General features: G+C 66.5%; 24 protein-coding genes. 8 read left to right on the plus strand and 16 right to left on the minus strand.

The annotated features are described in order from the left end of the window. Positions 1–18 precede the first annotated feature (18 nt). Positions 19–2,679 (plus strand): excinuclease ABC subunit UvrB, encoded by a 2,661-nt coding sequence (uvrB, locus tag ACWIGM_RS27645; RefSeq protein ID WP_454029181.1) that lies wholly within the window; start codon positions 19–21, stop codon positions 2,677–2,679. 129 nt (positions 2,680–2,808) lie between these two features. Here uvrB and ACWIGM_RS27650 read toward each other — a convergent pair whose 3' ends face one another. From ACWIGM_RS27650 to ACWIGM_RS27665, 4 genes are all read right to left on the minus strand, one after another. Then, positions 2,809–3,339: a hypothetical protein gene (locus ACWIGM_RS27650; RefSeq protein ID WP_454029182.1), complete on the minus strand. Its 531-nt coding sequence runs from the start codon at positions 3,337–3,339 to the stop codon at positions 2,809–2,811. Positions 3,340–3,663: 324 nt separating this feature from the next. Next, a complete protein-coding gene (locus tag ACWIGM_RS27655) occupies positions 3,664–4,128 on the minus strand; it encodes a GIY-YIG nuclease family protein (RefSeq protein ID WP_454029183.1) in 465 nt (154 codons plus the stop codon). 645 nt (positions 4,129–4,773) lie between these two features. Further along, positions 4,774–5,070, minus strand: a complete 297-nt coding sequence (locus tag ACWIGM_RS27660) for a hypothetical protein (RefSeq protein ID WP_454029184.1) — start codon at positions 5,068–5,070, stop codon at positions 4,774–4,776. Positions 5,071–5,161: 91 nt separating this feature from the next. After that, positions 5,162–5,548 carry a SpoIIAA family protein gene (locus ACWIGM_RS27665; protein WP_454029185.1) on the minus strand — a complete coding sequence of 129 codons (387 nt, stop codon included), beginning with the start codon at positions 5,546–5,548 and terminating at the stop codon, positions 5,162–5,164. Positions 5,549–5,671: 123 nt separating this feature from the next. Here ACWIGM_RS27665 and ACWIGM_RS27670 point away from each other — a divergent pair, with 123 nt between their 5' ends. Then, complete coding sequence (locus ACWIGM_RS27670; RefSeq protein WP_454029186.1) at positions 5,672–5,887, plus strand: hypothetical protein; 216 nt, start codon at positions 5,672–5,674, stop codon at positions 5,885–5,887. Between the two features lie 3 nt (positions 5,888–5,890). Here the strand turns inward: ACWIGM_RS27670 and ACWIGM_RS27675 are convergent, their stop codons facing one another. After that, complete coding sequence (locus tag ACWIGM_RS27675; RefSeq protein ID WP_454029187.1) at positions 5,891–6,604, minus strand: hypothetical protein; 714 nt, start codon at positions 6,602–6,604, stop codon at positions 5,891–5,893. A 469-nt stretch (positions 6,605–7,073) separates the two neighbouring features. Between ACWIGM_RS27675 and ACWIGM_RS27680 the strand changes: the two genes are divergently transcribed. The 5 genes from ACWIGM_RS27680 to ACWIGM_RS27700 are packed head-to-tail and all read left to right on the plus strand — an operon-like array spanning position 7,074 to position 10,133. Further along, positions 7,074–7,313: a hypothetical protein gene (locus ACWIGM_RS27680; protein WP_100959978.1), complete on the plus strand. Its 240-nt coding sequence runs from the start codon at positions 7,074–7,076 to the stop codon at positions 7,311–7,313. 10 nt (positions 7,314–7,323) lie between these two features. After that, positions 7,324–7,518 (plus strand): hypothetical protein, encoded by a 195-nt coding sequence (locus ACWIGM_RS27685; RefSeq protein ID WP_454029188.1) that lies wholly within the window; start codon positions 7,324–7,326, stop codon positions 7,516–7,518. 7 nt (positions 7,519–7,525) lie between these two features. Then, positions 7,526–8,635 carry a methionine ABC transporter ATP-binding protein gene (locus ACWIGM_RS27690; RefSeq protein WP_454029189.1) on the plus strand — a complete coding sequence of 370 codons (1,110 nt, stop codon included), beginning with the start codon at positions 7,526–7,528 and terminating at the stop codon, positions 8,633–8,635. Next, a complete protein-coding gene (locus tag ACWIGM_RS27695; protein WP_126114307.1) occupies positions 8,625–9,290 on the plus strand; it encodes a methionine ABC transporter permease in 666 nt (221 codons plus the stop codon). Before ACWIGM_RS27690 ends, ACWIGM_RS27695 begins: the two co-directional genes overlap by 11 nt. A 45-nt stretch (positions 9,291–9,335) precedes the next feature. Next, positions 9,336–10,133: a MetQ/NlpA family ABC transporter substrate-binding protein gene (locus ACWIGM_RS27700; protein WP_454029190.1), complete on the plus strand. Its 798-nt coding sequence runs from the start codon at positions 9,336–9,338 to the stop codon at positions 10,131–10,133. Positions 10,134–10,326: 193 nt separating this feature from the next. On the opposite strand, the gene ACWIGM_RS27705 is transcribed toward ACWIGM_RS27700, so the two are convergent. From ACWIGM_RS27705 to ACWIGM_RS27755, 11 genes are all read right to left on the minus strand, one after another. After that, complete coding sequence (locus tag ACWIGM_RS27705; RefSeq protein WP_454029415.1) at positions 10,327–11,031, minus strand: ABC transporter ATP-binding protein; 705 nt, start codon at positions 11,029–11,031, stop codon at positions 10,327–10,329. Then, on the minus strand, positions 11,028–11,789 hold the full coding sequence (locus ACWIGM_RS27710; protein WP_454029191.1) for an ABC transporter ATP-binding protein: 762 nt from the start codon (positions 11,787–11,789) through the stop codon (positions 11,028–11,030). Before ACWIGM_RS27710 ends, ACWIGM_RS27705 begins: the two co-directional genes overlap by 4 nt. Continuing rightward, positions 11,786–13,675, minus strand: a complete 1,890-nt coding sequence (locus tag ACWIGM_RS27715; RefSeq protein ID WP_454029416.1) for an ABC transporter permease — start codon at positions 13,673–13,675, stop codon at positions 11,786–11,788. Before ACWIGM_RS27715 ends, ACWIGM_RS27710 begins: the two co-directional genes overlap by 4 nt. Positions 13,676–13,785: 110 nt before the next feature. Further along, a complete protein-coding gene (locus ACWIGM_RS27720) occupies positions 13,786–14,994 on the minus strand; it encodes an ABC transporter substrate-binding protein (protein WP_454029192.1) in 1,209 nt (402 codons plus the stop codon). 215 nt (positions 14,995–15,209) lie between these two features. Further along, positions 15,210–16,049, minus strand: a complete 840-nt coding sequence (gene phnX / locus ACWIGM_RS27725) for a phosphonoacetaldehyde hydrolase (RefSeq protein WP_454029193.1) — start codon at positions 16,047–16,049, stop codon at positions 15,210–15,212. Further along, positions 16,046–17,176, minus strand: a complete 1,131-nt coding sequence (locus ACWIGM_RS27730) for a TIGR03364 family FAD-dependent oxidoreductase (RefSeq protein ID WP_454029194.1) — start codon at positions 17,174–17,176, stop codon at positions 16,046–16,048. The genes phnX and ACWIGM_RS27730 overlap by 4 nt, the downstream gene beginning before the upstream one ends. A gap of 125 nt (positions 17,177–17,301) precedes the next feature. Further along, a complete protein-coding gene (locus tag ACWIGM_RS27735; protein WP_454029195.1) occupies positions 17,302–18,057 on the minus strand; it encodes an SDR family NAD(P)-dependent oxidoreductase in 756 nt (251 codons plus the stop codon). Continuing rightward, the gene (locus ACWIGM_RS27740) at positions 18,030–19,070 is read right to left on the minus strand and encodes a ketopantoate reductase family protein (protein ID WP_454029196.1); all 1,041 of its coding nucleotides are present in this window, start codon (positions 19,068–19,070) and stop codon (positions 18,030–18,032) included. The genes ACWIGM_RS27735 and ACWIGM_RS27740 overlap by 28 nt, the downstream gene beginning before the upstream one ends. Then, positions 19,067–20,014: an isoaspartyl peptidase/L-asparaginase family protein gene (locus ACWIGM_RS27745; RefSeq protein ID WP_454029197.1), complete on the minus strand. Its 948-nt coding sequence runs from the start codon at positions 20,012–20,014 to the stop codon at positions 19,067–19,069. The genes ACWIGM_RS27740 and ACWIGM_RS27745 overlap by 4 nt, the downstream gene beginning before the upstream one ends. Before the next feature lie 154 nt (positions 20,015–20,168). After that, complete coding sequence (locus tag ACWIGM_RS27750; RefSeq protein ID WP_454029198.1) at positions 20,169–21,773, minus strand: ABC transporter substrate-binding protein; 1,605 nt, start codon at positions 21,771–21,773, stop codon at positions 20,169–20,171. Continuing rightward, positions 21,770–22,321: a MarR family winged helix-turn-helix transcriptional regulator gene (locus ACWIGM_RS27755; protein ID WP_454029199.1), complete on the minus strand. Its 552-nt coding sequence runs from the start codon at positions 22,319–22,321 to the stop codon at positions 21,770–21,772. The genes ACWIGM_RS27750 and ACWIGM_RS27755 overlap by 4 nt, the downstream gene beginning before the upstream one ends. Positions 22,322–22,415: 94 nt before the next feature. Between ACWIGM_RS27755 and ACWIGM_RS27760 the strand changes: the two genes are divergently transcribed. Beyond that, positions 22,416–23,117 (plus strand): creatininase family protein, encoded by a 702-nt coding sequence (locus ACWIGM_RS27760; protein ID WP_454029200.1) that lies wholly within the window; start codon positions 22,416–22,418, stop codon positions 23,115–23,117. The last annotated feature ends 8 nt before the right edge of the window (positions 23,118–23,125 follow it).

Here is a 23,125-nt window from a genome sequence, read left to right on the forward strand (position 1 = left end):
CGCGCCCATATTGCGGCCATGCCAAAGACGCCCGACACGACCTCCGCCAAGCCCAAGGCGGCGAAGAAGTCCGCCGCGACCCGCACGCCGAACTCCAAGGCGAGCAAGCCCGAGCTCAAGCCGCTCGACGGCTATCTCGCCGACCTGCTCAACCCGGCGATCAACCGCGGCAAGGCGGTGCCGGGCGGCGCTTCCGGCTTCAGCGACACGCCGCAGGCCGGCTATGAGGTGCGGCCGGGCGATGCCGGCGAGGCGAAGCCGCGCAAACTCTCGAAGAAGGCCGACTCGGCCTTCGACCCCGACAGCGACAGCGCCGCCTCGCTGACGGCGAAGTCGCTGCAGGCTCTGCTGGAGACCGGCAGCCCCTTCATCGAGCCGGGCAAGCCCTGGACGCCGCACCGGCCCGAGCGCCCCGAGAAATCGGAAGGCGGCGTGCGCTTCCAGATGAAGTCGGAGTTCTCTCCGTCAGGCGACCAGCCGACTGCGATCGGCGATCTCGTCGATGGCGTCCGCCGGCAGGAGCGTGACCAGGTCCTGCTCGGCGTCACCGGTTCGGGCAAAACCTTCACCATGGCCAAGGTGATCGAGGAGACGCAGCGCCCGGCGCTGATCCTCGCCCCGAACAAGACGCTGGCGGCCCAGCTCTACGGCGAGTTCAAGAGCTTCTTCCCCGACAACGCGGTCGAGTACTTCGTCTCCTATTACGACTATTACCAGCCGGAGGCCTACGTCCCGCGCTCGGACACCTATATCGAGAAGGAATCCTCGATCAACGAGCAGATCGACCGCATGCGCCATTCGGCGACGCGCTCGCTGCTCGAACGCGACGACGTCATCATCGTCGCCTCGGTCTCATGCATCTACGGTATCGGCTCGGTCGAGACCTATACGGCGATGACCTTCTCGCTGAAGCTCGGCGAGCGCATCGAGCAGCGCCAGCTGATCGCCGACCTCGTCGCGCTGCAATACAAGCGCACCCAGCACGACTTTTCGCGCGGCTCCTTCCGCGTGCGTGGCGACACGGTCGAGCTCTTTCCGGCCCACTATGAGGACCGCGCCTGGCGCATCGGCCTGTTCGGCGACGAGGTCGAGTCGATCTCGGAGTTCGACCCGCTCACCGGCCAGAAGACCGGCGAGCTCGAATTCATCAAAGTCTACGGCAATTCGCACTACACCACGCCGCGCCCGACGCTGAACCAGGCAGTCAAGTCGATCAAGGAGGAGCTGAAGGGCCGCCTCGACGAGCTCAACCGCATGGGCCGCTATCTCGAGGCGCAGCGGCTCGACCAGCGCTGCACCTTCGACATCGAGATGATCGAGGCGACCGGCTCCTGCAACGGCATCGAGAACTATTCGCGCTATCTCACCGGCCGCAAGCCGGGCGAGCCGCCGCCGACCCTGTTCGAATACCTGCCCGACAACGCCCTCGTCTTCACCGATGAGAGCCATGTCACCGTGCCGCAGATCGGCGCGATGTACAAAGGCGACTTCCGCCGCAAGGCGACGCTCGCCGAATACGGCTTCCGCCTGCCCTCCTGCATGGACAACCGGCCGCTGCGTTTCGAGGAATGGGATGCGATGCGCCCGTCCTCGATCCATGTCTCGGCCACGCCCGGCGGCTGGGAGATGGATCAGACCGGCGGCGTCTTCACCGAGCAGGTCATCCGCCCGACCGGGCTGATCGACCCGCCGGTCGAGATCCGCCCGGCCAAGCACCAGGTCGCCGACCTCCTCGACGAGGTCAAGGAGGTCACCGACAAGGGCTATCGCACCCTCGTCACCGTGCTGACCAAGCGCATGGCCGAGGATTTGACCGAATACCTGCACGAGAACGGCGTGCGCGTGCGCTACATGCACTCCGACATCGACACGATCGAGCGCATCGAGATCCTGCGCGATCTGCGCCTTGGCGCCTTCGATGTCCTCGTCGGCATCAATCTGCTGCGCGAGGGCCTCGACATCCCCGAATGCGGCTTCGTCGCCATCTTGGACGCCGACAAGGAGGGTTTTCTGCGCTCCGAGACCTCGCTGATCCAGACCATCGGCCGCGCCGCCCGCAATGTCGACGGCAAGGTCGTGCTCTATGCCGACCACATCACCGGCTCGATGGAGCGGGCGATGGCCGAGACCAATCGCCGGCGCGAGAAACAGGAGGCTTACAACGCCGAGCACGGCATCACGCCGCAGACGATCAAGCGCGCCATCGGCGACATCCTCGGCTCGGTCTACGAGCGCGACCATGTCACCGTCGACAAGGGGCTGGTCGAGGGGCCGGTCGCCGGCCACAACCTCAAGGCCGCGATCGCCGATCTCGAAAAGCGCATGCGCGAGGCTGCCGCCGACCTCGAATTCGAGACCGCCGCCCGCCTGCGCGACGAGATCAAGCGCCTGCAGGCGACCGAGCTCGCCATCGCCGACGATCCGCTCGCCCGCCAGAGCGATGTCGAGTCCTCGGCCGGCAAATACCGGGGCGAGCGCAGCTATGGCGCCTCAGCCAACCTGCCGACCCGCGCCCGCAAGCCGACCGACGCCGACATGGGCCCGCACAACTGGGGTGGGGGCGAGGGGCGGCCGAAGGCGAGCGTCGCGAGGCCGCGCAAGCCGACACTGGACGAGATGGGCCCGGTGCCGGAGGCGCGGCCGAAAGGGGCGGGGGAGAGAAGGGGGAGGCGGAGGTAATCTATCCCAGCTCTTTTTTGATCTTTTCCCAATCTGCTAAGGCACACCTGTAATATGATAAGAATAACTGCCGCTCGTCACCTTTAAGAGGAGCGTCTATCGTACCATAGGCAATGCCTCGCCTGACATCTAAGATGCGCACCTCTTCCGTGGCATTGCCTGTCCGATGATGGATATTCCAAGCCTAGCAGCTTCAGTCGATATCGAAGGAATTTCTGAAAAATAAGGATATATTAGGCGCCTATTATTCTCATCGATTTTAACGCTGAACATATTTTCGATTTTTACAACGCAGCCGCTTTCGTGGATGGCTGCTTGCACCGGTATGGTATAGGGAATAATTTCAAATGGCTCGTTTCGCCAGCGCCGTTTTTCATTCCACCATTGAAGAAAACCATCTCGTAAAAGCGGATAAGTTTTCCGCCTAGATTTGCTATCTGCAATTCTTAGCTCTGTTTCAGTCGCCAAATCCTTCAGGCCAGCAGCATGGTCCTTGGCGTCCGCCCAGAATGGCCCGTAAAAGAACGGCCCTCCGCCGCCACTTCCTTCTGCCTTCTTGATCTCCTGCTTTACGTCGTCACGGAGCAGCCGTAGCCTAAGCCGTTCGGGGGCATAAAATAGCTGAAGAAAATTGCGGAGGTTCTTTTTATGAATCGCCACAGTTCATATTCTCCCTCTACGTCATTTAAATTTAGAGTTGTGCATCGACGATTCGCAAGAGGGATACGAGTGTCGTCGCGATTGCCCAAAGGGGCGAAATTTCAGTGCCTCCACCGTCATGCTCGGCCTTGTGCCGAGCATCCACGTCTTGCGGCGCTGATGACGGGCTCTTCGCTGCGGGCATCGCGGCTGATCGCTATCGAGCAAAGACGTGGATGGTCGGGACAGGCCCGACCATGACGCGGTTCTGGCGGCGGCCTAGCCAAGCGTAACTGGTGTAATACGTGGATGGTCGGGACAAGCCCGACCATGACGGGCGCGCGCTCACGCCAGCTCGTCGTAGAGGTCGTTCCAGTCCGGATTGCATGCCATGATCGTGCGGGTCTTCCAGGCCCGGTACCAGCGCTTCATCGAGGTCTCGCGCTGGATCGCAGCCGCGATCTCATCGTGCCATTCGTACCAGACGAGCCGCTTGAGGCCGTGCGTCCTGGTGAACCCGGCGAGCAGCCCTTCGCGATGCTCGTGGACGCGACGCGCCAGATCGCTCGTCACGCCGAGATAGAGCGTGCCGTTCGGCCGGTTGGTCATGATGTAGACCCAGCCACCCTTGCGCCTCATGCCGGCAGGATGGCGGGCGGTCCAGCTACCGGCAAGAGCGCCGACGCCGCTCCCGTCATGGTCGCCCTTGTGGCGCCCATCCACGTCTTGCGGCGCTGATGGCATGCTGGCCGGCGCGGTGCCCGGTCGCTCGGGTGTAAAGACGTGGATGGTCGGGACAAGCCCGACCATGACGGGCTGGGTGAATGCGGGGATAAGCGTCTGAACAATCCCCACCCTCCGAACCTCCCGTATAATGCCGTGCATCCCATCCCCGAGGGGCGGCCGACTGGAGGCATGTCGTTTGGCGGGGTGGGTGCGGCGCCTGCGGGCGAGGGTTGCGCCTCGCTCCCGGGAGGCTTCGGGAACCGACCTGGGGACACTACGATCCCTGCGCGAGGAGCTCGCTAGACCGCGCCGGCTCACACCGGCGTGACAGAAGCGCGGCCCGGAGTTTTCAAATCGCCGCCCGGCGGAGCGCCACGGGGCGTGCGGATGGTGGCTCAATCCATCCGCGCCGCGTCCGTAGCTCACGGAAGCGGATACCAAACCAGCGCCTCGCGGCGCTCCGCTGCCCCTCAGATACGACAACGCCCGCAGGGTGAGCCTGCGGGCGGGGAAAAGCTTGGGCGCTTTCCTTCTCCCCTCGGGGGAGAAGGTGGCAGCGCGCAGCGCTGACGGATGAGGGCCCGTTATGCAGGGCGAGAGACTGACGTCTCACCCGGTCGTCCCGCCCTCATCCCCTGCCGGACCTTCTCCCCCGAGGGGAGAAGGAGGCTGAAAAACTCCCGCGCCCTTCGCCCTGGGGGACAGGGAGGCGAAGGGCGCGGCGACCGCTCAGAAGCGGTCGTAACGGTCGTGATAGCGGCGGCCATGGGCCGGGGCCCAGGGCGGCGGGCCGCCATGGTGGCGGCGATAGCCATAGCCGCGGTCATAGCCGCGATCGCGATAGCCGTAGCGCTGCTGGCGCTCCATATTGCGCTGGATCTCCCACATCCGGTGCTCGCGGTTGTGGCGGACATAGGTCGCCTCGACCTTGTCGAGGGCGGCCGCGCCGCTGAAGCTCTCGCTGGCGGCCGCCGGGGTCACGGCGGCGCCGAGCGCGATCGCTGCGGCGATGAGAAGGTGTCGCATAGGGCATCTCCTTTGGTTGCCGCGATAAAAGCGGTCCTGTCCGGAACTCCGCCTGAACGAAATTGTTCGCCGGCGTTCATCTTCGCTGTGCTCAGGCGTTCGGCCCGCCTTCGATCTCGCTCGCCCAGGCCAATGCCGCGTCGAAGGCGTCTGGCTTGAAGCTCCTGACCTCGACGAACGGCACGAGCGGGCTCGCGACCGCGACCAGCGTCTCGATCCAGCCCTTGTCGGTGACGACAGCCTCGCGCGGGAAACGGTGCCATTGCAGGATCTTGCCGAAGCCGTAGCGCGCATCCTTGAGGCCGGCGCGGAAGGTCATGTCCTCGAAGCCGGTGAGGTCGGCGAGAATACCGAGCTTCTCATGCCGCTCGAGCTTGCCCTCGATCTCGGCGATCAGCCTGTCGAAATCGGGCTCGTCGAGCGTGCCGGTGATGCGGAAGGCCGCGACATGGTCGGGCGCGGGGAGGATGTCGAGCATGGCGGGCTCCTGGCTTTGCAATTGGAACAACGCAGCCCTGCGGACGAAGTTCGCAGGCGAACCATCTCCGGAGCGAGGCGTTGGCTTGAGAGTGGGGGCTCAACGCACGCAAAGGAGACGATGATGGCCAATGCTGGCGGGAAGCTCGGTCCGAGCATCAAGGGCAAGGGCGACGGCACCGGCGCGACGAGCACGCGGCCGGCCTCGCTGCCCGATCACAAGGTGCTCTCCAACCGCGACAAGACGCAGCTCAACCGCGGTCGTGGCCTCGACGGCAAATGGATCGAGAACGAGCAGGTCTACGAGACGCAAGCGAACCGGCGCTCGCCGGAGGAGTGAGCGCTATTTCAGCGCGATGATCAGCATCAGGAAGACGAGGATGATCAGGACCTGCTTCAGGCTCCAGTTGATCCGCCGGAGCTGCTCGGCGACCGGGTCTTCCGGCTCTTCGACGTCCTGATCGGATTGGCCGGGCGCGAGCAAACCCTCGGCAGTTGGCTCCGCCGGCCGCCAACTGATGCTCTGCACCCGGCCATGCGCCTGCGCCGGCCGGCCATCGGCCTCTGGCGCGAGATGGAAGACCGGCGGTTCTTCATCGACGACTCCTTCGCGCAGCCAGAGATTGGTCGTCGCGGTTAAGGAGAGGCTGCCGGCGCGGCCCTCGGCAAGGTCCTGCTGCAGGCTCGCGAACAGTGGTTGCGGCAGGAAGAGCTCGGCGGCGAGCCGGTCGTCGAGATCGCCCTGTGCCCCCGCGGGAAAGCTGAGCCGCAGCAGCGGCGCGCTCTCGCCTGGGAAGGAGCGGATCGTCAGCGACAGCTCCTGCGCCGGGTCCGGCTGGTTGATCCGCGCGAGCGTCGCGCCATCGGGCCGGGCATGGCCCTCGATCCGGGTGGCGTCGTGCAGCGCGCCATCGCGCCACTCATGCCCGGCGATCGCGACGAGCCCGTCCGCCGTGAAGGCGAGCGGCTTCGCGACGTCCTGAACGAAGGCGCCGGCCACGCCCGGCAGTGTCATCCGCCCGTCCACGATGCTGGCGCTGTCCGTCCTGTCGTTCATCCCATCCCCACGTTGAGTCGGTGCGGACGATAGCAGGTCGGGCCGGCGACGCCAGAATGGCATGTTGTTCTACGCCGAGGGAGGAATGGGCTGCGCCGGAAAAGAAAATTTCCTTCTCCGCCCGTTCGGCGGAAAGCTCTTCCTGATCGGCGCGTACCTTTAAAAGAACGTTTGGATTGACATGCAGAACGGGATTTCCTAGATTGCGGATGTCGTCGGGTCACCGATGGCCGCGGAGATTTGAGCGAGCAGCTTGCGCCGCGTCACCAAACGCTAAAGCGCCACGACGTGGTCGTGGGCTCCCCAGCTTGAGGAGATGAACATGACCGGCTCCGTTCTCCGCCCTGTCGAACCGATCGTCCGTTCGATGATGTGTTGTTGTCGCCGCTGAGCCAGCGCTGACGCCGTTCCGCGGCATCACCTCCGACATCACCGCAATACAGGGCGCCGCAACGCGGCGAAGATCATCATGTCGTTCCAGTCCCAGGTCATTTCCAGCCCGCCGGCCCGCCAGGCCTATGTCATCGAGATCGGCGAAACCCAGGCGGGCCTCGTTGCCCGCGGCGCCGATGAGCGCTTCTTCACCTTCATCTCCGCCTCGGCGGCCTTCGACCGGCTCGAGGGCCAGCGTTTCGCCACGCCGGTCGCGGCGGAGCTCGCGGCGCGCCAGCTCGTCCGCTCGCGTCCCGGCCTGCGGCTGGCAGCCTGAAAGCGGGCCGGTGACTTTGTTCGAGACATTGCGCGCGGCATTCGCGTCCTGGTTCGAGCGGGCCGTGCTCGCCGAAGCTGGCGAGCCGCGCTGGCTGGAGCGCTCCCTCGCGGAGCTTGGCGCCGAGGAGCGACGCCGCTCGATCCGCGAGGTCACGCTCGAGCAATTGGGCATTGCGCACTGGTCGTGCCACACGCATTTCTGAGGTCATGATGAACGCCCCCGTGAAGCCCGACGCCTTTCGCGTCGAGGCCCTCCTTCCAGTGCCGCCGCTTGACGCGATCATTCGCTTCGAGGCGGTCGGAAAGACCTTCGCCGGCCGTGACAGCCAGGAGCCGGTGACGGCGCTCGCCGGCATCGATCTCGTTGTGCCGCGCGGCAGCATCGTCGGCGTGATCGGCCGTTCCGGTGCCGGCAAGTCGACGCTGATCCGCCTGGTAAACGGGCTGGAGCGCGCCACCTCCGGCCGCATCCTGATCGAGGGCGAGGATGTCACCAATCTGACCGAGGCCGGCTGGCGCGAGCGCCGCCGTGCCACCGGCATGATCTTCCAGCACTTCAACCTGCTGTCGTCGCGCACGGTGTTCGACAATGTCGCGCTGCCGCTGGAGATCGCCGGCGTGCCCAAGGCGAAGATCGAGGCGCAGGTCTCTCGCCTGCTCGCTCTGGTCGGGCTCGCCGACAAGCGCGAGCGCTATCCGGCCGAGCTCTCCGGTGGCCAGAAGCAGCGCGTCGGCATCGCCCGTGCCTTGGCGACCGAGCCGAAGGTATTGCTCTGCGACGAGGCGACCTCGGCGCTCGATCCCGAGACGACCCGCGCGATCCTCGCTTTGCTCAAGCAGGTCAACCGCGAGCTCGGCATCACCATCCTTTTGATCACTCACGAGATCCCGGTGATCAAGGAGATCTGCGACCGCGTCGCCGTGATCGAGGGCGGCCACATCGTCGAGGAGGGCGAGACCTTCGAGGTGATGACCCGGCCGCGCCATCCGACCACGGCGAGCTTCGTCGAGGCGGTGACCGGCGTCGAGGTGCCGGACTATCTCGCCGGCCGCATCCATAAGCAGGCGCTGGCCGGCGACAGCGCCGTGCTGCGCATCGCCTTCACCGGCGAGAATGCGACGACGCCGGTGATCAGCCGCCTCAGCGCCGTGATCGGCGTCGACGTCAACATCCTCGCCGGCCGCATCGACGCGATCGGCGACAAGCCCTTCGGCAGTCTGCTGGTCTCGGTGCCGGCGAGCGAACCCGAGCTCGCCGCCGTCTTCGGCGCGCTGAAATCCCTCGATCTCAAGGCGGAGCTGGTCGGCCATGTCTCCTGAACTCATCCGTCTGATCATCGAGGCGACCGGCGACACGCTGCTGATGGTCGCGATCGCGGCCGGGCTGGGCACCGCGCTCGGCCTGCCGCTCGGCGTCTTCCTCGCCACCAGCAAGAAAGGCGAGCTCTTCGCCGCACCCGCGGTGAACGCGGTGCTCGGCGCGCTGGTCAACGCCACCCGCTCGACGCCCTTCATCATCCTGGTCGTCGCGATCATCCCCTTCACCCGGCTGATCGCCGGCACCTCGATCGGCACCTTCGCCGCGACCGTGCCGCTGACCGTGGCGGCGACGCCCTTCATCGCCCGCCTGATCGAGGGCGCCATACGCGAGGTCGACCAGGGTCTGGTCGAGGCCGCCCGCTCGATGGGCGCCACCCCGCTGCAGATCGTCCGCAAGGTGCTGGTGCCCGAGGCGCTGCCGGCGATCGTGCTCGGCCTGACGCTGGCTCTCGTCAGCCTGCTCGGCTTCTCCGCCATGGTCGGCGCAGTCGGCGGCGGCGGACTTGGCGATCTCGGCATCCGCTACGGCTATCAGCGCTTCATGCCGGATGTGATGGCGATCGTCGTCGCCGTGCTGATCGTTCTCGTCCAGACCGTGCAGAGCGTCGGCGACCGTCTCTCGCGCCGCCTCAACAAGCGCCTGCGCCACGCCTGAGCCCTTTCCGTTTCCAACACCCGTTCAGTTCACTAAGGAGTCATCATGTCCATTCTCTTCAGCCGTCGCTTCGCGCTCGGCTTTGCCGCCTCGCTCGTCCTCGTTGCCCCCGCACTCGCCCAGCAGAACCAGGTCGTCCGCATCGGCGCCTCGCCCGGCCCGCATGCCGAGATCCTCGAGAAGGTGAAGCCGATCGCCGCCAAGAACGGCCTCGACCTTAAGATCATCGAGTTCTCCGACTATGTCGTGCCGAACCAGGCGCTGGCCGCCGGCGAGCTCGAGGCGAACTCCTTCCAGAACCAGCCCTATCTCGACAACCAAGTGAAGGATCGCGGCTTCAAGCTGGTCAGCGTCGGCCTGACCGTGAACTTCCCGCTTGGCATCTACTCCTCGAAGTACAAGAGCTGGGCCGAGGTGCCTGATGGCGCCACCGTCGCGATCCAGAACGATCCGACCAATGGCGGCCGCTCGCTGCTGCTGCTGCAGGACAAGGGCGCGATCAAGCTCAAGGACGGCGTCGGCTTCAAGCCGACCGTCGCCGACATCGTCAGCAACCCGAAGAAGCTGAAGATCATCGAGATCGAGGCCGCCCAGACGCCGCGTTCGCTGGCCGACGTCGCCGCCGCCGCGATCAACACCAACTATGCGGTCGACGCCAAGATCGAGCCGACCTCGGCGATCCTGCGCGAGGATCCGAAGGGCCCCTATGTCAACCTGATCGCCGTGCGCGAGGCCGACAAGGACAAGCCCTGGGTCAAGGCGCTGCTCGCCTCCTATCACACCCCCGAGATCAAGGCCTTCGTCGCCGAGCGCTTCAAGGGCTCTGTCCTCGCCGGCTGGTAACGTTCCTCCCTCCCGGCTGGACGGTCCTGGTCGGGCACCTGCCCCGGAAGCGCAAGCTTCCGGGGTTTTTAGTTTTCCGGTTGGCTCAAGCGCTGCCGTCATTGCGAGCGCAAGCGAAGCAATCCAGGAGGGTTCGCTCTGCCGCTCCTGGATTGCTTCGTCGCTAACGCTCCTCGCAATGACGGTAAGCGGATCACACCGACAGATACTGCGCCCGCACGGCGTCGTCGGCCTTGAGCTCGTCCATCGTGCCGGTGAAGCGGATCAGGCCCTTCTCGATGATGGTGGCGCGGTCGGCGACAGAGCCGGCGAAGTGCAGGTTCTGCTCGGAGATCAGCACCGAGAGCCCTTCGTCCTTCAGCGCCAGGATGGTCTTGGCCATCTCCTCGACAATCACGGGAGCAAGCCCTTCCGAGGGCTCGTCGAGCAGGACGAGCTTGGGATTGCCCATCAGCGTGCGGGCGATGGTCAGCATCTGCTGCTCGCCGCCCGACATCGCTCCGCCCGGCCGGTCGCGCATGCGGCCGAGATTGGGGAAGAGCTGGAACAGCCGCTCCGGCGTCCAGTGCGGCGCGCCCTCGCGCTTCGGCCGCTGCGCCACGGAGAGGTTCTCCATCACGCTGAGCTCGGAGAAGACGCGGCGCTCCTCCGGGACATAGCCGATGCCGAGGCGGGCGATCTCGAACGGCTCGCGCCCGACGATCATCTGCCCCTCGAAGGTGATGCGGCCGGCCTGCGGCGGCACCAGGCCCATCACCGCCTTCATCGTCGTCGACTTGCCGGCGCCGTTACGGCCCATCAGGGCCAGCACCTCGCCGCGCCCCATCGAGAAGCCGACGCCGTGCAGGATATGGGCGCGGCCGTAATAAGCGTTGAGGCCTTCGATCTCGAGCATCAGTGCCCTCCCGAGGTCGCGCCGGAACCGAGATAGACCGCACGCACGGCCGGATCGTTGCGGACCTCCTCGGCCCGGCCCTTGGCGATCAGCTTGCCGCGGTCGAGCACCAGGATCGCATCGGAATGGGCGAAGACCACGTCCATGTCGTGCTCGGTGAACAGCACGGCGATGCCGCGTTCCCGGGCGATCTCGGCGGTCAATGCCATCAGGGCGATGCGCTCGCGCGGCGCCATGCCGGCGGTCGGCTCGTCCATCAGCAGGAGTTTTGGCTTATTGGCGATCGCGACCGCGAGCTCGACCCGCTTCAGGTCGCCATAGGCGAGCACGCCGCAGGCGCGCTCGGCCTGGTCGAGCATGCCGACCTGTTTCAGCAAGGCGTCGGCCTCGGCGACATGGCGGTCCTTGGCCCGGCCGAACAGGGTCCAGGTCTCGCCGGCATGCGAGATCAGCGCCATCTGCACGTTCTCGCGCACGCTCATCGAGGCGAAGGTCGCGGTGATCTGGAAGGTGCGGCCGACGCCGAGCCGCCAGACCTCGCGGGGTTTCAGGCCGGTGATCGTCCGGCCGTCGAAGATCACCTCGCCGCGGTCGGAGGGCAGCTGGCCGTTCAGCATGTTGAAGCAGGTGGTCTTGCCGGCGCCGTTCGGGCCGATCAGCGCCAGCAGCTTGCCGGCCTCGACCGAGAAGCTGACATCGTCGACGGCGCGTACCCCGCCGAAGGATTTGCCGAGATTGCGGACTTCGAGGACCGGGCTCATCGGGCGGGCTCCAGCGTGGCTGTGACGGGCGGAGCGGGCTCGGCCTCGCGACGCCGTTCGGAGAAGGCAAGGGCAGTGCCGACGAGGCCGCGCGGGAACAGAATGACCAGCAGGACGATCGAGGCGCCGAGCACGAAGCGCCAGTACATCGTCGCCTTCATCAATTGCTCCTGCAGGCCCATATAGGCGAAGGCGCCGACGATCGGGCCAGAGACGGTCTGGACGCCGCCCAGCAGCACCATCAGCAGGCCGTCGACCGAACGCGGGATCGCCATATAGGTCGGGAAGACCGAGCCCTTGAAGAAGGCGAACAGGGCGCCGGCGATGCCGGCGGCGAAGGCCGCGATGATGAAGGCGATCCACTGGATCCGCATCACCGGCAGGCCGATTGCCTCGGCCCGGAGCGGGCTGTCGCGTCCGGCCCGCAATGCATAGCCGAAGGGCGCGAAGACGACGACGCGAAGGCAGATGATCGCGGCGACGCAGATCGCCAGTGCCAGATAGTAATAGACCAGCTTCGAGCTCGCCCAGGCTGCCGGCCAGACGCCGAGAATGCCGTTGTCGCCGCCGGTGACATCGACCCATTGGAAGGCGGTCGCCCAGGCGATCTGGGCGAAGGCGAGCGTCAGCATGGCCAGATAGACGCCCGACAGCCGCACGCAGAACCAGCCGAAGACGAAACCGGCGATGCCGGCGAGGAAGGGCGCGAAAGCGAGCGCCGGCAGCATTGGCATGCCCAGCCATTTTACCGCCAGCGCCGCGCCATAGGCACCGAGTCCGAAATAGGCGGCGTGGCCGAAGGAAGCCATGCCGCCCGGGCCCATCATGAAGTGCAGCGACGCCGCGAACAGCGCGAAGATCGAGAGCTCGGTCAGCGTCAGCAGCCAGTGATCGGCAATGATGAAAGGCGCGAGCAGCAGCACGGCGAGCGCCGCGAGGCCGATCAGCTTGACGTTGGCGCTGGCCGGCAGCAGCAGCGGCTCGACCGGGCCGTGCGCATGGGCGCTGCCGACCGGGCGCTTGCCCATCAGCCCGTAGGGCTTGATCACGAGCACGACGGCCATCACCAGGAAGACCAGCACCAGCGTGATCTTCGGAAAGATCAGGATGCCGAAGGCGTGGATGATGCCGATCAGCACGGCGGCGAGATAGGCGCCGGTGACGCTGCCGAGCCCGCCGACGACCACGACGACGAAGGCCTCCGAGATCATCGAGAGGTCCATATGCAGGTTCACCGCCTCGCGCGGGAGCTGCAGCGCCCCGCCGAGCGCGGCAAGGCCGGCACCGAAGGCGAAGACCGAGGTGAAGAGCAGGCGCTGGTTGACGCCGAGCGCGCCGACCATCTCGCGATCCTGCGTCGCGGCACGCACCAGCGTGCCCCAGCGCGTCTTTTGGAACAGGAACCAGAGCAGGCCGAGCATGATCGGCCCGACCACGATCAGGAAGAGCTCGTAGCTCGGGAAGCGGCTGCCCATCAGCACGACGAAGCTCTTGAAGCCGGGCGCGCGCGGGCCGAGCTTGTCCTCCGGCCCCCAGATGCCGAGTGCGATGTCCTGCACCATCAGCACCAGGCCGAAGGTGGCGAGCAGCTGGAACAGCTCCGGCGCCTGGTAGATCCGGCGCAGGATCACGATCTCGACGATGGCGCCCAGCACCGCGATGACCAGCGCTGCGAGCAGGACGCCACCCCAGAAGCCGAGCGCATCGGAGCCGCCAAAATAGGAGACCAGCGTGAAGGCGAGATAGGCGCCCAGCATGTAGAAGGAGCCGTGCGCGAAGTTCACGATCCGCGTCACGCCGAAGATGATCGACAGCCCGCAGGCGACGAGGAAGAGCGACGAGGCCGAGGCCAGGCCGTTGAGCGTCTGCGCGAAGATCAGATCGATCATGCGAGGTTCCGTCGAAACAACCGAAAAAAGGGCGCAGTCTTCCCGCGGCCGCAGCGCTCTGCCGCGGCCGGGTCAGCCATAGTCTAGATCAGGTCGAAGCCTGGCGCTTAGCCCGCCGGGCGAAGCGTCTTCACCTCTGCATCAGACGGCAGGTATTTGGCGCCGTCGGCATAGCGCCAGTCGACCATCACGCCCTTGCCGTCCTTGACCGCGGTCTTGCCGACATAGGCGCCGAGCGTCGCCTGGTGGTCGGAGGCGCGGAACTCCACCGGGCCGAAGGCCGAGGTGAACTTCAACCCCTTCATGGCGTCGATGAGCTTCTCGTTGTCGGTCGTGCCGGCCTTGGCGATGCCGGCAGCGATGGCGTTCATGGTGTCGAAGCCGACGACCGAGCCGAGACGCGGATAGTCGTTGTACTTCGCCTTGTAGGCGTCGCGGAACTTGACGTGATCCGGCGTCTGGAGGTCGGCATGCGGATAGCCGGTGACGATCCAGCCGACCGGCGTCTCGGCGCCGAGCGGGTCGAGATATTCCGGCTCGCCGGTCAGCATCGAGACCACCGTGCGCCCTTCGAAGAGCCCGCGGGTATTGCCCTGGCGCACGAAGTTCGAGAGGTCGGCGGCGAAGGTGACGTTGAAGATCGCGTCGGGCTTGGCGGCCTCGAGCGCCTGCACCGTCGCCCCCGCATCGATGCGGCCGAGCGCCGGGAACTGCTCGGCGACGAACTCGACGTCCGGCTTGGCCTTCTTCAGTAGTTCCTTGAACCACTTCACCGCCGACTGGCCGTATTCGTAGTTCGGCGCCACCGTCGCCCATTTCTTGGCCGGGAGCTTGGCCGCTTCCTCGACCAGCATCGCCGCCTGCATGTAGGTCGAGGGCCGCAGGCGGAAGGTGTAGCGGTTGCCCTTGGCCCAGACGATCGCGTCAGAGAGCGGCTCGGAGGCGACATAGAGCCGCTTGTTCTGCAGGGCGTAGTCGGCGATGGCGAGGCCGACATTGGAGAGGAAGCCGCCCGAGAGCAGGTCGACCTTCTCGGCGTTGATCAACTCGCCGGCGAGACGCACCGAATCCTCGGGCTTGCCGGCATCGTCGCGGAACAGGGTCTCGATCTTGCGGCCGAGCACGCCGCCGCCGGCATTGACCTGCTCCAGCGCCAGTTCCCAGCCCTGCCGATAGGGCTTCAGGAAGGCCGGCTGCGAGGTGTAGCTGTTGATCTCGCCGATCTTGATCGGCGCGCCCTGGGCGCGCAGCAGCGACGGCGTGGTCAGCGCAACGGCGCCGAGCGCAGCTCCGCTGACGAATTGGCGACGGTCCATTCGATGGCTCTCCCGTGACTCGCTGGCCTTACGCATCCACAGCCCCTCGCTGCGCGATTTCCTACCGTAGGCTGGCCGGGCGCAGGGCGCCAAGTCGAGGTGGAAATTCGTTTGTATGCGTATGAATTGTCAGCCGCGGATTTTTGTTTGTCAATCATTCAAAATTAGGCGCGGGCTGACGCATCCGGTAGCAGTGAAGACGGGCGGAAAACTCGTCAGGCGGACTGCTTCGCGCTTTGCCGGGCCGCGAGCGTCGCCTCGATCGCCTCGACCACGCCGACGAGCTCGGCGATGCTGTCGATGACATAGTCGGCGCCGGCAGCCCGCAAGCGCGCCGCCGCCTCGCCGCGCAGCTTCTGCTGCTCGAGCAGCGGCAATTCGTTCCATTCGGCCAGGGACAGGCCGACGCAATTGCCGGAGATGGCGAGCCCGACCGTCCAGGTGCCGGCGGCGACGCCCTCGGCGATTCCCGGCTCGGTATCGTCGACCTTGATCACGCTGGAGGGCGGATAGACGCCGAGATCGGCAAAGCAGCGATACATCATCAGCGGGCCCGGGCGGCCTTCGGCGAGATCGCCGGCGCAGACGAGATTGTCGGGCTGATAGCCCTGCGCTGCTGCGACCGGCAGCAGCCGCTCCATGATCTCGCGGGTATAGCCCGTGGTCGAGCCGATCTTGAGGCCACGGCGGCGCAGGTTGGCGATGCTGTCGGCCGCGCCCGGGATGAGATCGGCATAGTCGGTGACGACGGCGGCGTTGAGCGGCACGAACTGCTCGTAGACGGCGTCGATCGCCGCTTCACCCGGCGTTTCGCCATGAGCGGCGCGCCAGGCCTGCGCGATTGCGGGCTCCGCCATCAGCGCCGCGATATGGGCGCGTTTCGGCAGGCCCATCGGGCCACGCGCCTGGGCGATCGAGATGGTGACCCCGAAGCGGGCGAAGACCTCGACGAAGGCGCCCATCGGCGCACGCGAACCGAAATCGACGACGGTGCCCGCCCAGTCGAGCACCACGGCCCTGACGGTCTGGAAGGGAAGCAGGGACAGCGCGCTCATCCGAACATCTCCGCAATGGTCTCTTCGCCGATGGCGAAGGAGGTGGACGCACCCGTCCCCGAGGTGACGATGACCAGGCCGACGCGGTCGGCGACCCATTCGCGCAGCATCGGCCGGTCGGGCAGGCTGGCATAGGTGCCGAGCCAGCGTGCCTCGACCACTGGCCGGGCGCCGAACACCGCCTCGTATTCGTCGAGGATCAGCTCATCGACCTGGGTGTCGCCGAAGGGGTCGGGCGTCGCGGCGTAGTGATGGGAATCGCCGACGACGCGGGTGCCGTCGGCCGAAGCGACGGTGATCAGGTGGATGCCGTTGGCGAGCTGCTGCGGCTGCTCGCGCTCGAGCCGGGCGCGCAAGGCTGCGGCTTCCGGCAGTTCGGCATAGCCGAGATAGCGCACCAAAGAGAGATCGGACATCACGGCGCATGGCAGGTCCGGGCCGGAGGAGGCGGTCCGCACGCGCAGCATCTGCAGCTTGCAGCGGGTCAATGCGGGATAGGCGGCCTTGAGCTCGTCCGCATAGAGCCCGGTGAAATCATCGCCCGGGCAGATGATCGCGGCATCGGCCCGCAAGGGGCCGGCCGAGGTCTCGATCACCGGCAAGGTCACGCCCCGCACCGTCGTCCGGCGCAGGATGGTGACACCCCAGTCGCGTTCGAGATGGTTGGCGAGCAGCGGGATCGCCTCGCGCGATTCGACGCGCAGGTCGTGCGGGCTCCATAGCGCCGCTTCCTGGCCGGCGAGGAAGGGGAAGCGCTGTGACAGTGCGCCGCCGCTCACCAGCTCGCAGCCCTCGCCCATCTCGGTCTTGAGGAAGGCTTCGAGCACGGCGGTCGCCTCTGGCCGGCGCGAGGTCGTGCAGAGCCCGGCATGGGCGATGGCGATGCCGGCCTTCGGCGCGATCTCGGCCCAGACGTCGCGCGAACGCTTCGCCCGCCGCCAGGTCTCGCCGGCCTGCTGGCCTGTCACGGTGATGAAGCCGAAATTGCGGATCGAGGCGCCGTTCGCCTGCGCGTCGCGATCGATCACCACCACCTTCAGCCCGCGCCGCGCCGCTGCGAGCGCATGGGCGAGGCCGACAATGCCGGCGCCGACGATGGCGAGATCGAAACTGCGCTCCACGAACATTCCTCCCGGCGCCGTCGATTCGCGCCTGTCCAATCCGGGCCGCTTAAGGCCCTTGCAATGCAGAACTGTGACGAAGCGCGGTTCGCAGCCGGCTTACTGCACGCAATGCGTGCATCGCTGCCCTGTCAAGAGCGGCCGCCGTCGACCGAAAGGATCTGCCCGGTCACCCAGCCCGCCTGCTCGGAGAGGAAGAACAGGCTGGCATGGGCGATGTCCTCGGGCGTGCCGAGCCGGCGGGTGTGGATGCCCTCGATCAGCCGCTTCTGGCCATCGGGACCATAGGATTCCCATTGCCGCTCGGTCGCCGGGTTGGAGCGGACGAAGCCGGGGGCGACCGAATTCACCGTGATGCCGTGCGGCCCGAATTCCCAGGCGAGCTGCCTGGTCAGGCCGACAAGCGCATGTTTGGCGCTGGCATAAGCCTGGATGCCGGTCAGGCTCGGCCGCAGGCCGGCGCCAGATGAGATGTTGACGATGCGGCCATACCCTGCCTGCTTCATCGCCGGCGCGGCCGCCTGCGACAGGAAGAAGGCCGCGTCGACATTGGCGGCGAAGACCGCACGCCAGTCGCTCTCCGAGATCTCCTCGATCGGCCGACCGACCTGGCCGCGCACGCCGCCGGCGGCGTTGACCAGCAGGTCGAGCCGGCCCTCGGCGGCGAGGATCGCAGCCGTCAGCTCCTTCGCAGTCTCCGGGCTGCCGAGATCGGCGACATGGGCGCTCGCACCGAGCGCATTTGCGCTGGCGGTGACGCCTTCCGCGTCGAGATCGGCGATATGGACGCGGGCGCCAGCCTCGACCAGGGCCGCAGCGATGGCGCGGCCGATCCCCTGGGCGGCGCCGGTGACGAGAGCTACGCGATTGTCGAAGCGGATTTGCATTGCTCGATCAGGACCTTCAGCGTGTCCAGGGACATCGGGCGGCGGCCCTCCTCGATGTCCTGGATCAGGGATACCAAGAGCTCAAGCGCCGGCGTGGCGACGCCGACCTCGTGGCCGAGCGTCGAGATGATGCCGATCTGCGCCTGGCCTTCGGTCTTGCGCTTGCGCACGGCAAGATCGCGCCAGATGCCGGAATGGGTCTTGGCCGTCTTCGAGGTGTAGTCGGCGAGCCAGGCGATCGTTTCGACCTGCGGACCCTCTGGTGCGCCGGGCGCGAACACGCTCGGGTCGAATGCGCCGAAGCCCAGCGAGGTGACGCCGCGCGCCGCCGCGACCGCGCCGACCTCGCGCCCGAGCGCCAGCCAGACCGGCAGCCGCTCCGGATCGGCGAAATTCGCCGACATCGAATCATTGGTCAGGGCGGTGCCGAACAGCATCGCGCCATAGGCGAGCTTGCCCCAGAGGTAGCCGTAGATGTTGTCGGTCAGGATCGCGTCCGGCTCGAAAATCGCGAGCAGCCGGTGCATCTCGCGCACGCGCTCGCTCATCGCCCCGTCGAGCTCGCCGACGACCACGGCGCCGCGATTGCCGTAGAGGATCTCGCCCGGCCCGTGCCAGTCGGCGCCGAAATTGACGAAGCAGCCCATGGTCCGCTCCGCGCCGACCGCCTTGGCGATGGTGATCTCGTTGAGCCCGTTCTGGGCCGAGAGCACATAGCCGCCCTCGGCGAGATGCGGCTTCAGGGCTGCGAGGGCGGCTTCCGTCGCGCCCGCTTTCACCGCCAGCACGATGCGCGAATAGGTGCCGGTCAGCTCCTGCGGCGTCATCGCCGGCACGACCTGCCGGAACTCTTCGACCGGCCCGGTGATCGCAAGCCCCGATGTCCGGCAGGCTTCGACATGCTCAGCAACGATGTCGACCAGCAGCACCGGCACCCCGGCCCGCGCCCAATAGGCGCCGAGCGTGCCGCCGATCGCGCCGGCGCCCCAGATCAGGATGGGTTCGCTGCTCATGCCTGCCCCATCACCTCGACATCGGCATGGGTTCCGACATGGACGAGCCCGTCCGGCGTCACCCAGCCGCGATACATGCCCTCGGAATTATAAGGCGCGACGATCGCGCCATCGGCCCCGATGGCGACGAGTCCGGCCCCGATCTTGTGCGCGGTCAGTTCGGCGATGGCGCGGTCGGATGCGTCCTTCAACGAGAGGCCGGCATAGCCGATCAGCGACGCGATCTCGTGGCCGATGCAGTAGCGGATGAAGAACTCGCCCTTGCCCGTTCCCGAAACGGCGCAGCGCCCGTCGCGGGCATAGGTGCCGGCGCCGATGATCGGGGAATCGCCGACACGCCCCGGCGGCTTGTTGGTGTAGCCGCCGGTCGAGGTCGCCGCCGCCAGATGGCCGTTGGCATCGAGCGCGACCGCGCCGACGGTGCCGTGCTTCTCGGCCTCGCTCGCTTCGCCGGCCGTGCCGACGAGCTCGCGGATCTTCATCGATGCCAGGTTCTTGCGGCGTCGCTCGGTCGAGAAATACGCGTTATCGACGATGTCGAGCCCCTCGGTCTGGGCGAAGGCGTCGCCGGCCGGACCGGTGAGCAGCAGCGGGTCGCCGCGATGCATCAGCGCCTTGGCGGCACTGACCGGATTGCGGATGCGCTTGACCGCGCAAAGCGCCCCGGCGGCGAGCGTCGAGCCGTCCATGATCGAGGCGTCGAGCTCATGCTCGCCATCGGCATTGAAGGCAGCGCCATGGCCGGCGTTGAAATGAACGGAATCCTCCATCACCAGCACGGCGGCCTCGACTGCGTCGACCGCGCTGCCGCCCTTGGCGAGGATCGCCCAGCCGGCCCGCAGCGACTTGGCGAGATGGGCCTTGGCCTCGGCCCATTCGGCGTCGGTCATCTCGGCCTTGGGCAAGGTGCCGCAGCCGCCATGGATGGCGAGGGCGATAGTCATGTGTGCTTATCCTGGCTTTAGGTAGGTCGTCGCGAGCGTGCGCTGCACCGTCATGGTCGGGCTTGTCCCGACCATCCACGTCTTCGTCTGGGCAGTCCGATGTTCAAGACGTGGATGCTCGCCACAAGGGCGAGCACGACGGTCCTGACTCAGCTCACTTCGCCGGCTTGATGTCCATCGCCAGCGTGTCCTCGTCGACGCGCGGCTGGATCGTCACCTTGGCCTTCTGCATCGCCCAAGCCGAGCCGACCGCGACGATCGGCAGGCGCGGCCGGTCCTTGGCGACGATGGCGTTGGCCTGCGCCAAGAGGTCGTTGCGCTTGGCCTCGTTCATCTCGATGGCTGCGTCCTCGATCAGCTTGTCGAGATCGGCGTTCTTGTAGGCGAGCACGTTGAAGGCGCCGAGCTTCTTGGCCGGGTCGTTCGAGTGCACCACCGAGGAGAGCGTGTAGTTCGCCTCGCCGGTCAGCGTGCCCCAGCCAGACATCGACATCGAGAACTCGCCGCGCAGGCGCGCCGGGAAGAAGACGGCACCGGGCTGGGCATTGGCGTTCACCTCGATGCCGATGCGCGCCAGCATCTGGGCGATCGAGGTGCCGACCTGGCGGTCGCCCGGCAGACGGTCATTGGTGAAGGAGAACGAGATCTTGAAGCCATTGGGATAGCCGGCCTCTTCCATCAGCTTCTTGGCCTTGGCGAGATCCGGCTTCAGCGGCGGCAGGCTCTTGTTGTAGCCGGCGATATCCGGCGTCACCAGCTGGTTGACCGGGGCGCCGAGCCCTTCCATCGCGACTTCGGCCAGCGCCGGCCGGTCGATGGCGAGGTCGATCGCCTCGCGCACCTTGGCGTCCTGCAGCGGGTTCTTCGGCAGCGCCGAACCGTCCTTGGCGCTGACCTGCGGGGACTTGTCCCGCATGTCGAGCTCCATGTTGAAGACGTAGACCGTGTCGATCGTGGCGACCGAGAGCTTGGTGTCGCGCTTCAGCGTCGCAACATCGGAGGCCGGGGCGCGGACGATGATGTCGACCTGGCCGGCCTTGAGCTGGGCGACGCGGGCGGCGTCGTTCGGCAGCTCCTTGCGCAGCACGCGCTGCCACGGCTCCTTCTCGCCCCAATAGCCGTCGAAGCGCTCGAGCACGAGCTGGTCCTTCGGCGTCCAGGAGACGAACTTGTAGGGACCGGTGCCGATCGCCGCCTTGCCGGTGTTGAAGGCGTCGTTGGCATTGTCCTTGGTCAGCCCGGCAGCCGCCTTGTGCGAGACGATGAACAGCCGGATGAAATCGTTCGGCAGGTTCGGCGCCGGCCCGTCGGTGACGATATGGACGGTGAGCGGATCGACGACCTTCACTTCCTTGACGCGCCGGACATAGATCGTCGTCGGGTTCGGGCCGGCGACGACCGGGATGCGCTCGATCGAGAACTTGACGTCCTCGGCGGTGAAGTCGGAGCCGTCATGGAATTTGACGCCCGGGCGCAGCTTGAACTCCCAGACGGACGGCTCGATCGCCTTCCAGCTCGTCGCAAGCCGCGGCTCGATCTGCAGCTTGTCGCCCGACCAGGTCAGCGTGTCGAAGACGTGCTTCAGCGCCTCGGCATGGGTGCCGGTCGCGGTGAAATGCGGGTCGATCGATTCAGGCCCGGCCCGCACGCCGATGGTCAGCGTCTGCGCCGAGACTGCGCCGGAGAGCGGCAGCCCGACGAGCGCGGCGAGGGCGGCGGTCCGCCAGAGCGGGGACCGATGCGACAGCGGCTTGGTCATGTTGAGGTCCCTTCAGGTTCGAGATCGGCAGGCCAGCTCGGGGAGGCGATCACCATCTTGTCCATCAGCTCGCAGAGCTGCCGCTGCTCGGCCTCGGTCAGCACTGAGAGCATCGCGGTCTGCTGTCCCACCATCATCGGCATGGTTTCATCGAAGATGGCGCGCCCGGCGGGCGTCAGCGCCAGCACATAGCTGCGCAGGTCCTCCGGATCAGTCTCGCGCTTGAGCAGGCGCCGCTGCAGCAGCTTCTGGATTGCGCGCGAGAGCGTGTTTTTCGGCAGGCCTGAGGAGGACACGATGTTCTTGGCCGCGACGCCGCCCTTGAGTCCGACGGCATAAAGCGCGACGAATTCCGGCCGCACCAGCCCGTAGCGCGTCTCGATCCAGCGATAGACCGGATCGTTGAAGCGGAAGGCGATGAAATTGAGCCGGAACGATAGCCAGCAGGGATTGTCCCAGAGCTTGGTGACGGTCAGCGGATCGAGCTCGCGCAGCGCCGCTTCGCGCTCCCGATCGAGCTTGGACAAGGAAGTCGGGGCGCGTGCCATCTCAGACATCCAATTTAGTTCCATATGGAACTTGACGGTCGCTGATGCGACTGTCAAGGATGACGCGGTTTCGCCGAAACGCAAGGATCAGACCGTGCTCGTCGCCCGGATGAACTGGATGCAGATCGAGGAACAGGCGAAGCGTGATGATCGCTGCGTGCTGCCGCTCGGCTGTGTCGAGCAGCACGCCTATCTGAGCCTCGCCACCGACGCGATCCTGTCCGAGCGCGTTGCGGCGGAGGCGGCCGAGCCGCTCGGCATCCCGGTCTTCCCGGTGCTGGCCTATGGCATGACCCCCGGCTTCACCGCCTATCCCGGCACGATCTCGCTCAGGATGACCACTTATATCGCGCTGATCGAGGACTTGCTCGAAGGCGTCTACCGCTCCGGTTTCCGCCGCATCGTGCTGGTCAACGGCCATGGCGGCAACGCGCCGGTGATGACGGCGGTGACCGAATGGATGGGCAAGCGCCCCGACGCCAGCGTCAAGATGCACAATTGGTGGGCGGGGACGCGCTTCCAGAAGGCGGTCAGGGCAGTCGACATGGCCGCTTCGCATGCCTCCTGGATGGAGAACTTCCCCTGGACCCGGCTCGAGGGCGTGACCCTGCCGGACGCGGTGAAGCCGCCTTTCGACGCCGCGCTCTACCAGGCCGCCAATCCGCAGCGGAAGCGCGAGATCCTCGGCGACGGCAATTTCCATGGCCGCTATCAGCGCCCGGATGAAGAGATGCTGGCGCTCTGGGCTGTCGGTGTCGAGGAAACGCGGGCGGTGATGGTCGAGAGCTGGCCGTGAGACCCGCC

It is taken from the genome of Allobosea sp. NPDC055332, assembly GCF_053645455.1.

Excerpts from the sequence above, each read along its gene's own strand:
- uvrB (WP_454029181.1), top strand. The coding sequence starts at position 19 with ATGCCAAAGACGCCCGACACGACCTCCGCCAAGCCCAAGGCGGCGAAG.
- ACWIGM_RS27655 (WP_454029183.1), bottom strand. The coding sequence starts at position 4,128 with ATGGTCGGGCTTGTCCCGACCATCCACGTCTTTACACCCGAGCGACCG.
- ACWIGM_RS27660 (WP_454029184.1), bottom strand. The coding sequence starts at position 5,070 with ATGCGACACCTTCTCATCGCCGCAGCGATCGCGCTCGGCGCCGCCGTG.
- ACWIGM_RS27665 (WP_454029185.1), bottom strand. The coding sequence starts at position 5,548 with ATGCTCGACATCCTCCCCGCGCCCGACCATGTCGCGGCCTTCCGCATC.
- ACWIGM_RS27670 (WP_454029186.1), top strand. The coding sequence starts at position 5,672 with ATGGCCAATGCTGGCGGGAAGCTCGGTCCGAGCATCAAGGGCAAGGGC.
- ACWIGM_RS27675 (WP_454029187.1), bottom strand. The coding sequence starts at position 6,604 with ATGAACGACAGGACGGACAGCGCCAGCATCGTGGACGGGCGGATGACA.
- ACWIGM_RS27680 (WP_100959978.1), top strand. The coding sequence starts at position 7,074 with ATGTCGTTCCAGTCCCAGGTCATTTCCAGCCCGCCGGCCCGCCAGGCC.
- ACWIGM_RS27690 (WP_454029189.1), top strand. The coding sequence starts at position 7,526 with ATGAACGCCCCCGTGAAGCCCGACGCCTTTCGCGTCGAGGCCCTCCTT.
- ACWIGM_RS27695 (WP_126114307.1), top strand. The coding sequence starts at position 8,625 with ATGTCTCCTGAACTCATCCGTCTGATCATCGAGGCGACCGGCGACACG.
- ACWIGM_RS27700 (WP_454029190.1), top strand. The coding sequence starts at position 9,336 with ATGTCCATTCTCTTCAGCCGTCGCTTCGCGCTCGGCTTTGCCGCCTCG.
- ACWIGM_RS27710 (WP_454029191.1), bottom strand. The coding sequence starts at position 11,789 with ATGAGCCCGGTCCTCGAAGTCCGCAATCTCGGCAAATCCTTCGGCGGG.
- ACWIGM_RS27720 (WP_454029192.1), bottom strand. The coding sequence starts at position 14,994 with ATGGACCGTCGCCAATTCGTCAGCGGAGCTGCGCTCGGCGCCGTTGCG.
- phnX (WP_454029193.1), bottom strand. The coding sequence starts at position 16,049 with ATGAGCGCGCTGTCCCTGCTTCCCTTCCAGACCGTCAGGGCCGTGGTG.
- ACWIGM_RS27730 (WP_454029194.1), bottom strand. The coding sequence starts at position 17,176 with ATGTTCGTGGAGCGCAGTTTCGATCTCGCCATCGTCGGCGCCGGCATT.
- ACWIGM_RS27735 (WP_454029195.1), bottom strand. The coding sequence starts at position 18,057 with ATGCAAATCCGCTTCGACAATCGCGTAGCTCTCGTCACCGGCGCCGCC.
- ACWIGM_RS27740 (WP_454029196.1), bottom strand. The coding sequence starts at position 19,070 with ATGAGCAGCGAACCCATCCTGATCTGGGGCGCCGGCGCGATCGGCGGC.
- ACWIGM_RS27745 (WP_454029197.1), bottom strand. The coding sequence starts at position 20,014 with ATGACTATCGCCCTCGCCATCCATGGCGGCTGCGGCACCTTGCCCAAG.
- ACWIGM_RS27750 (WP_454029198.1), bottom strand. The coding sequence starts at position 21,773 with ATGACCAAGCCGCTGTCGCATCGGTCCCCGCTCTGGCGGACCGCCGCC.
- ACWIGM_RS27755 (WP_454029199.1), bottom strand. The coding sequence starts at position 22,321 with ATGGCACGCGCCCCGACTTCCTTGTCCAAGCTCGATCGGGAGCGCGAA.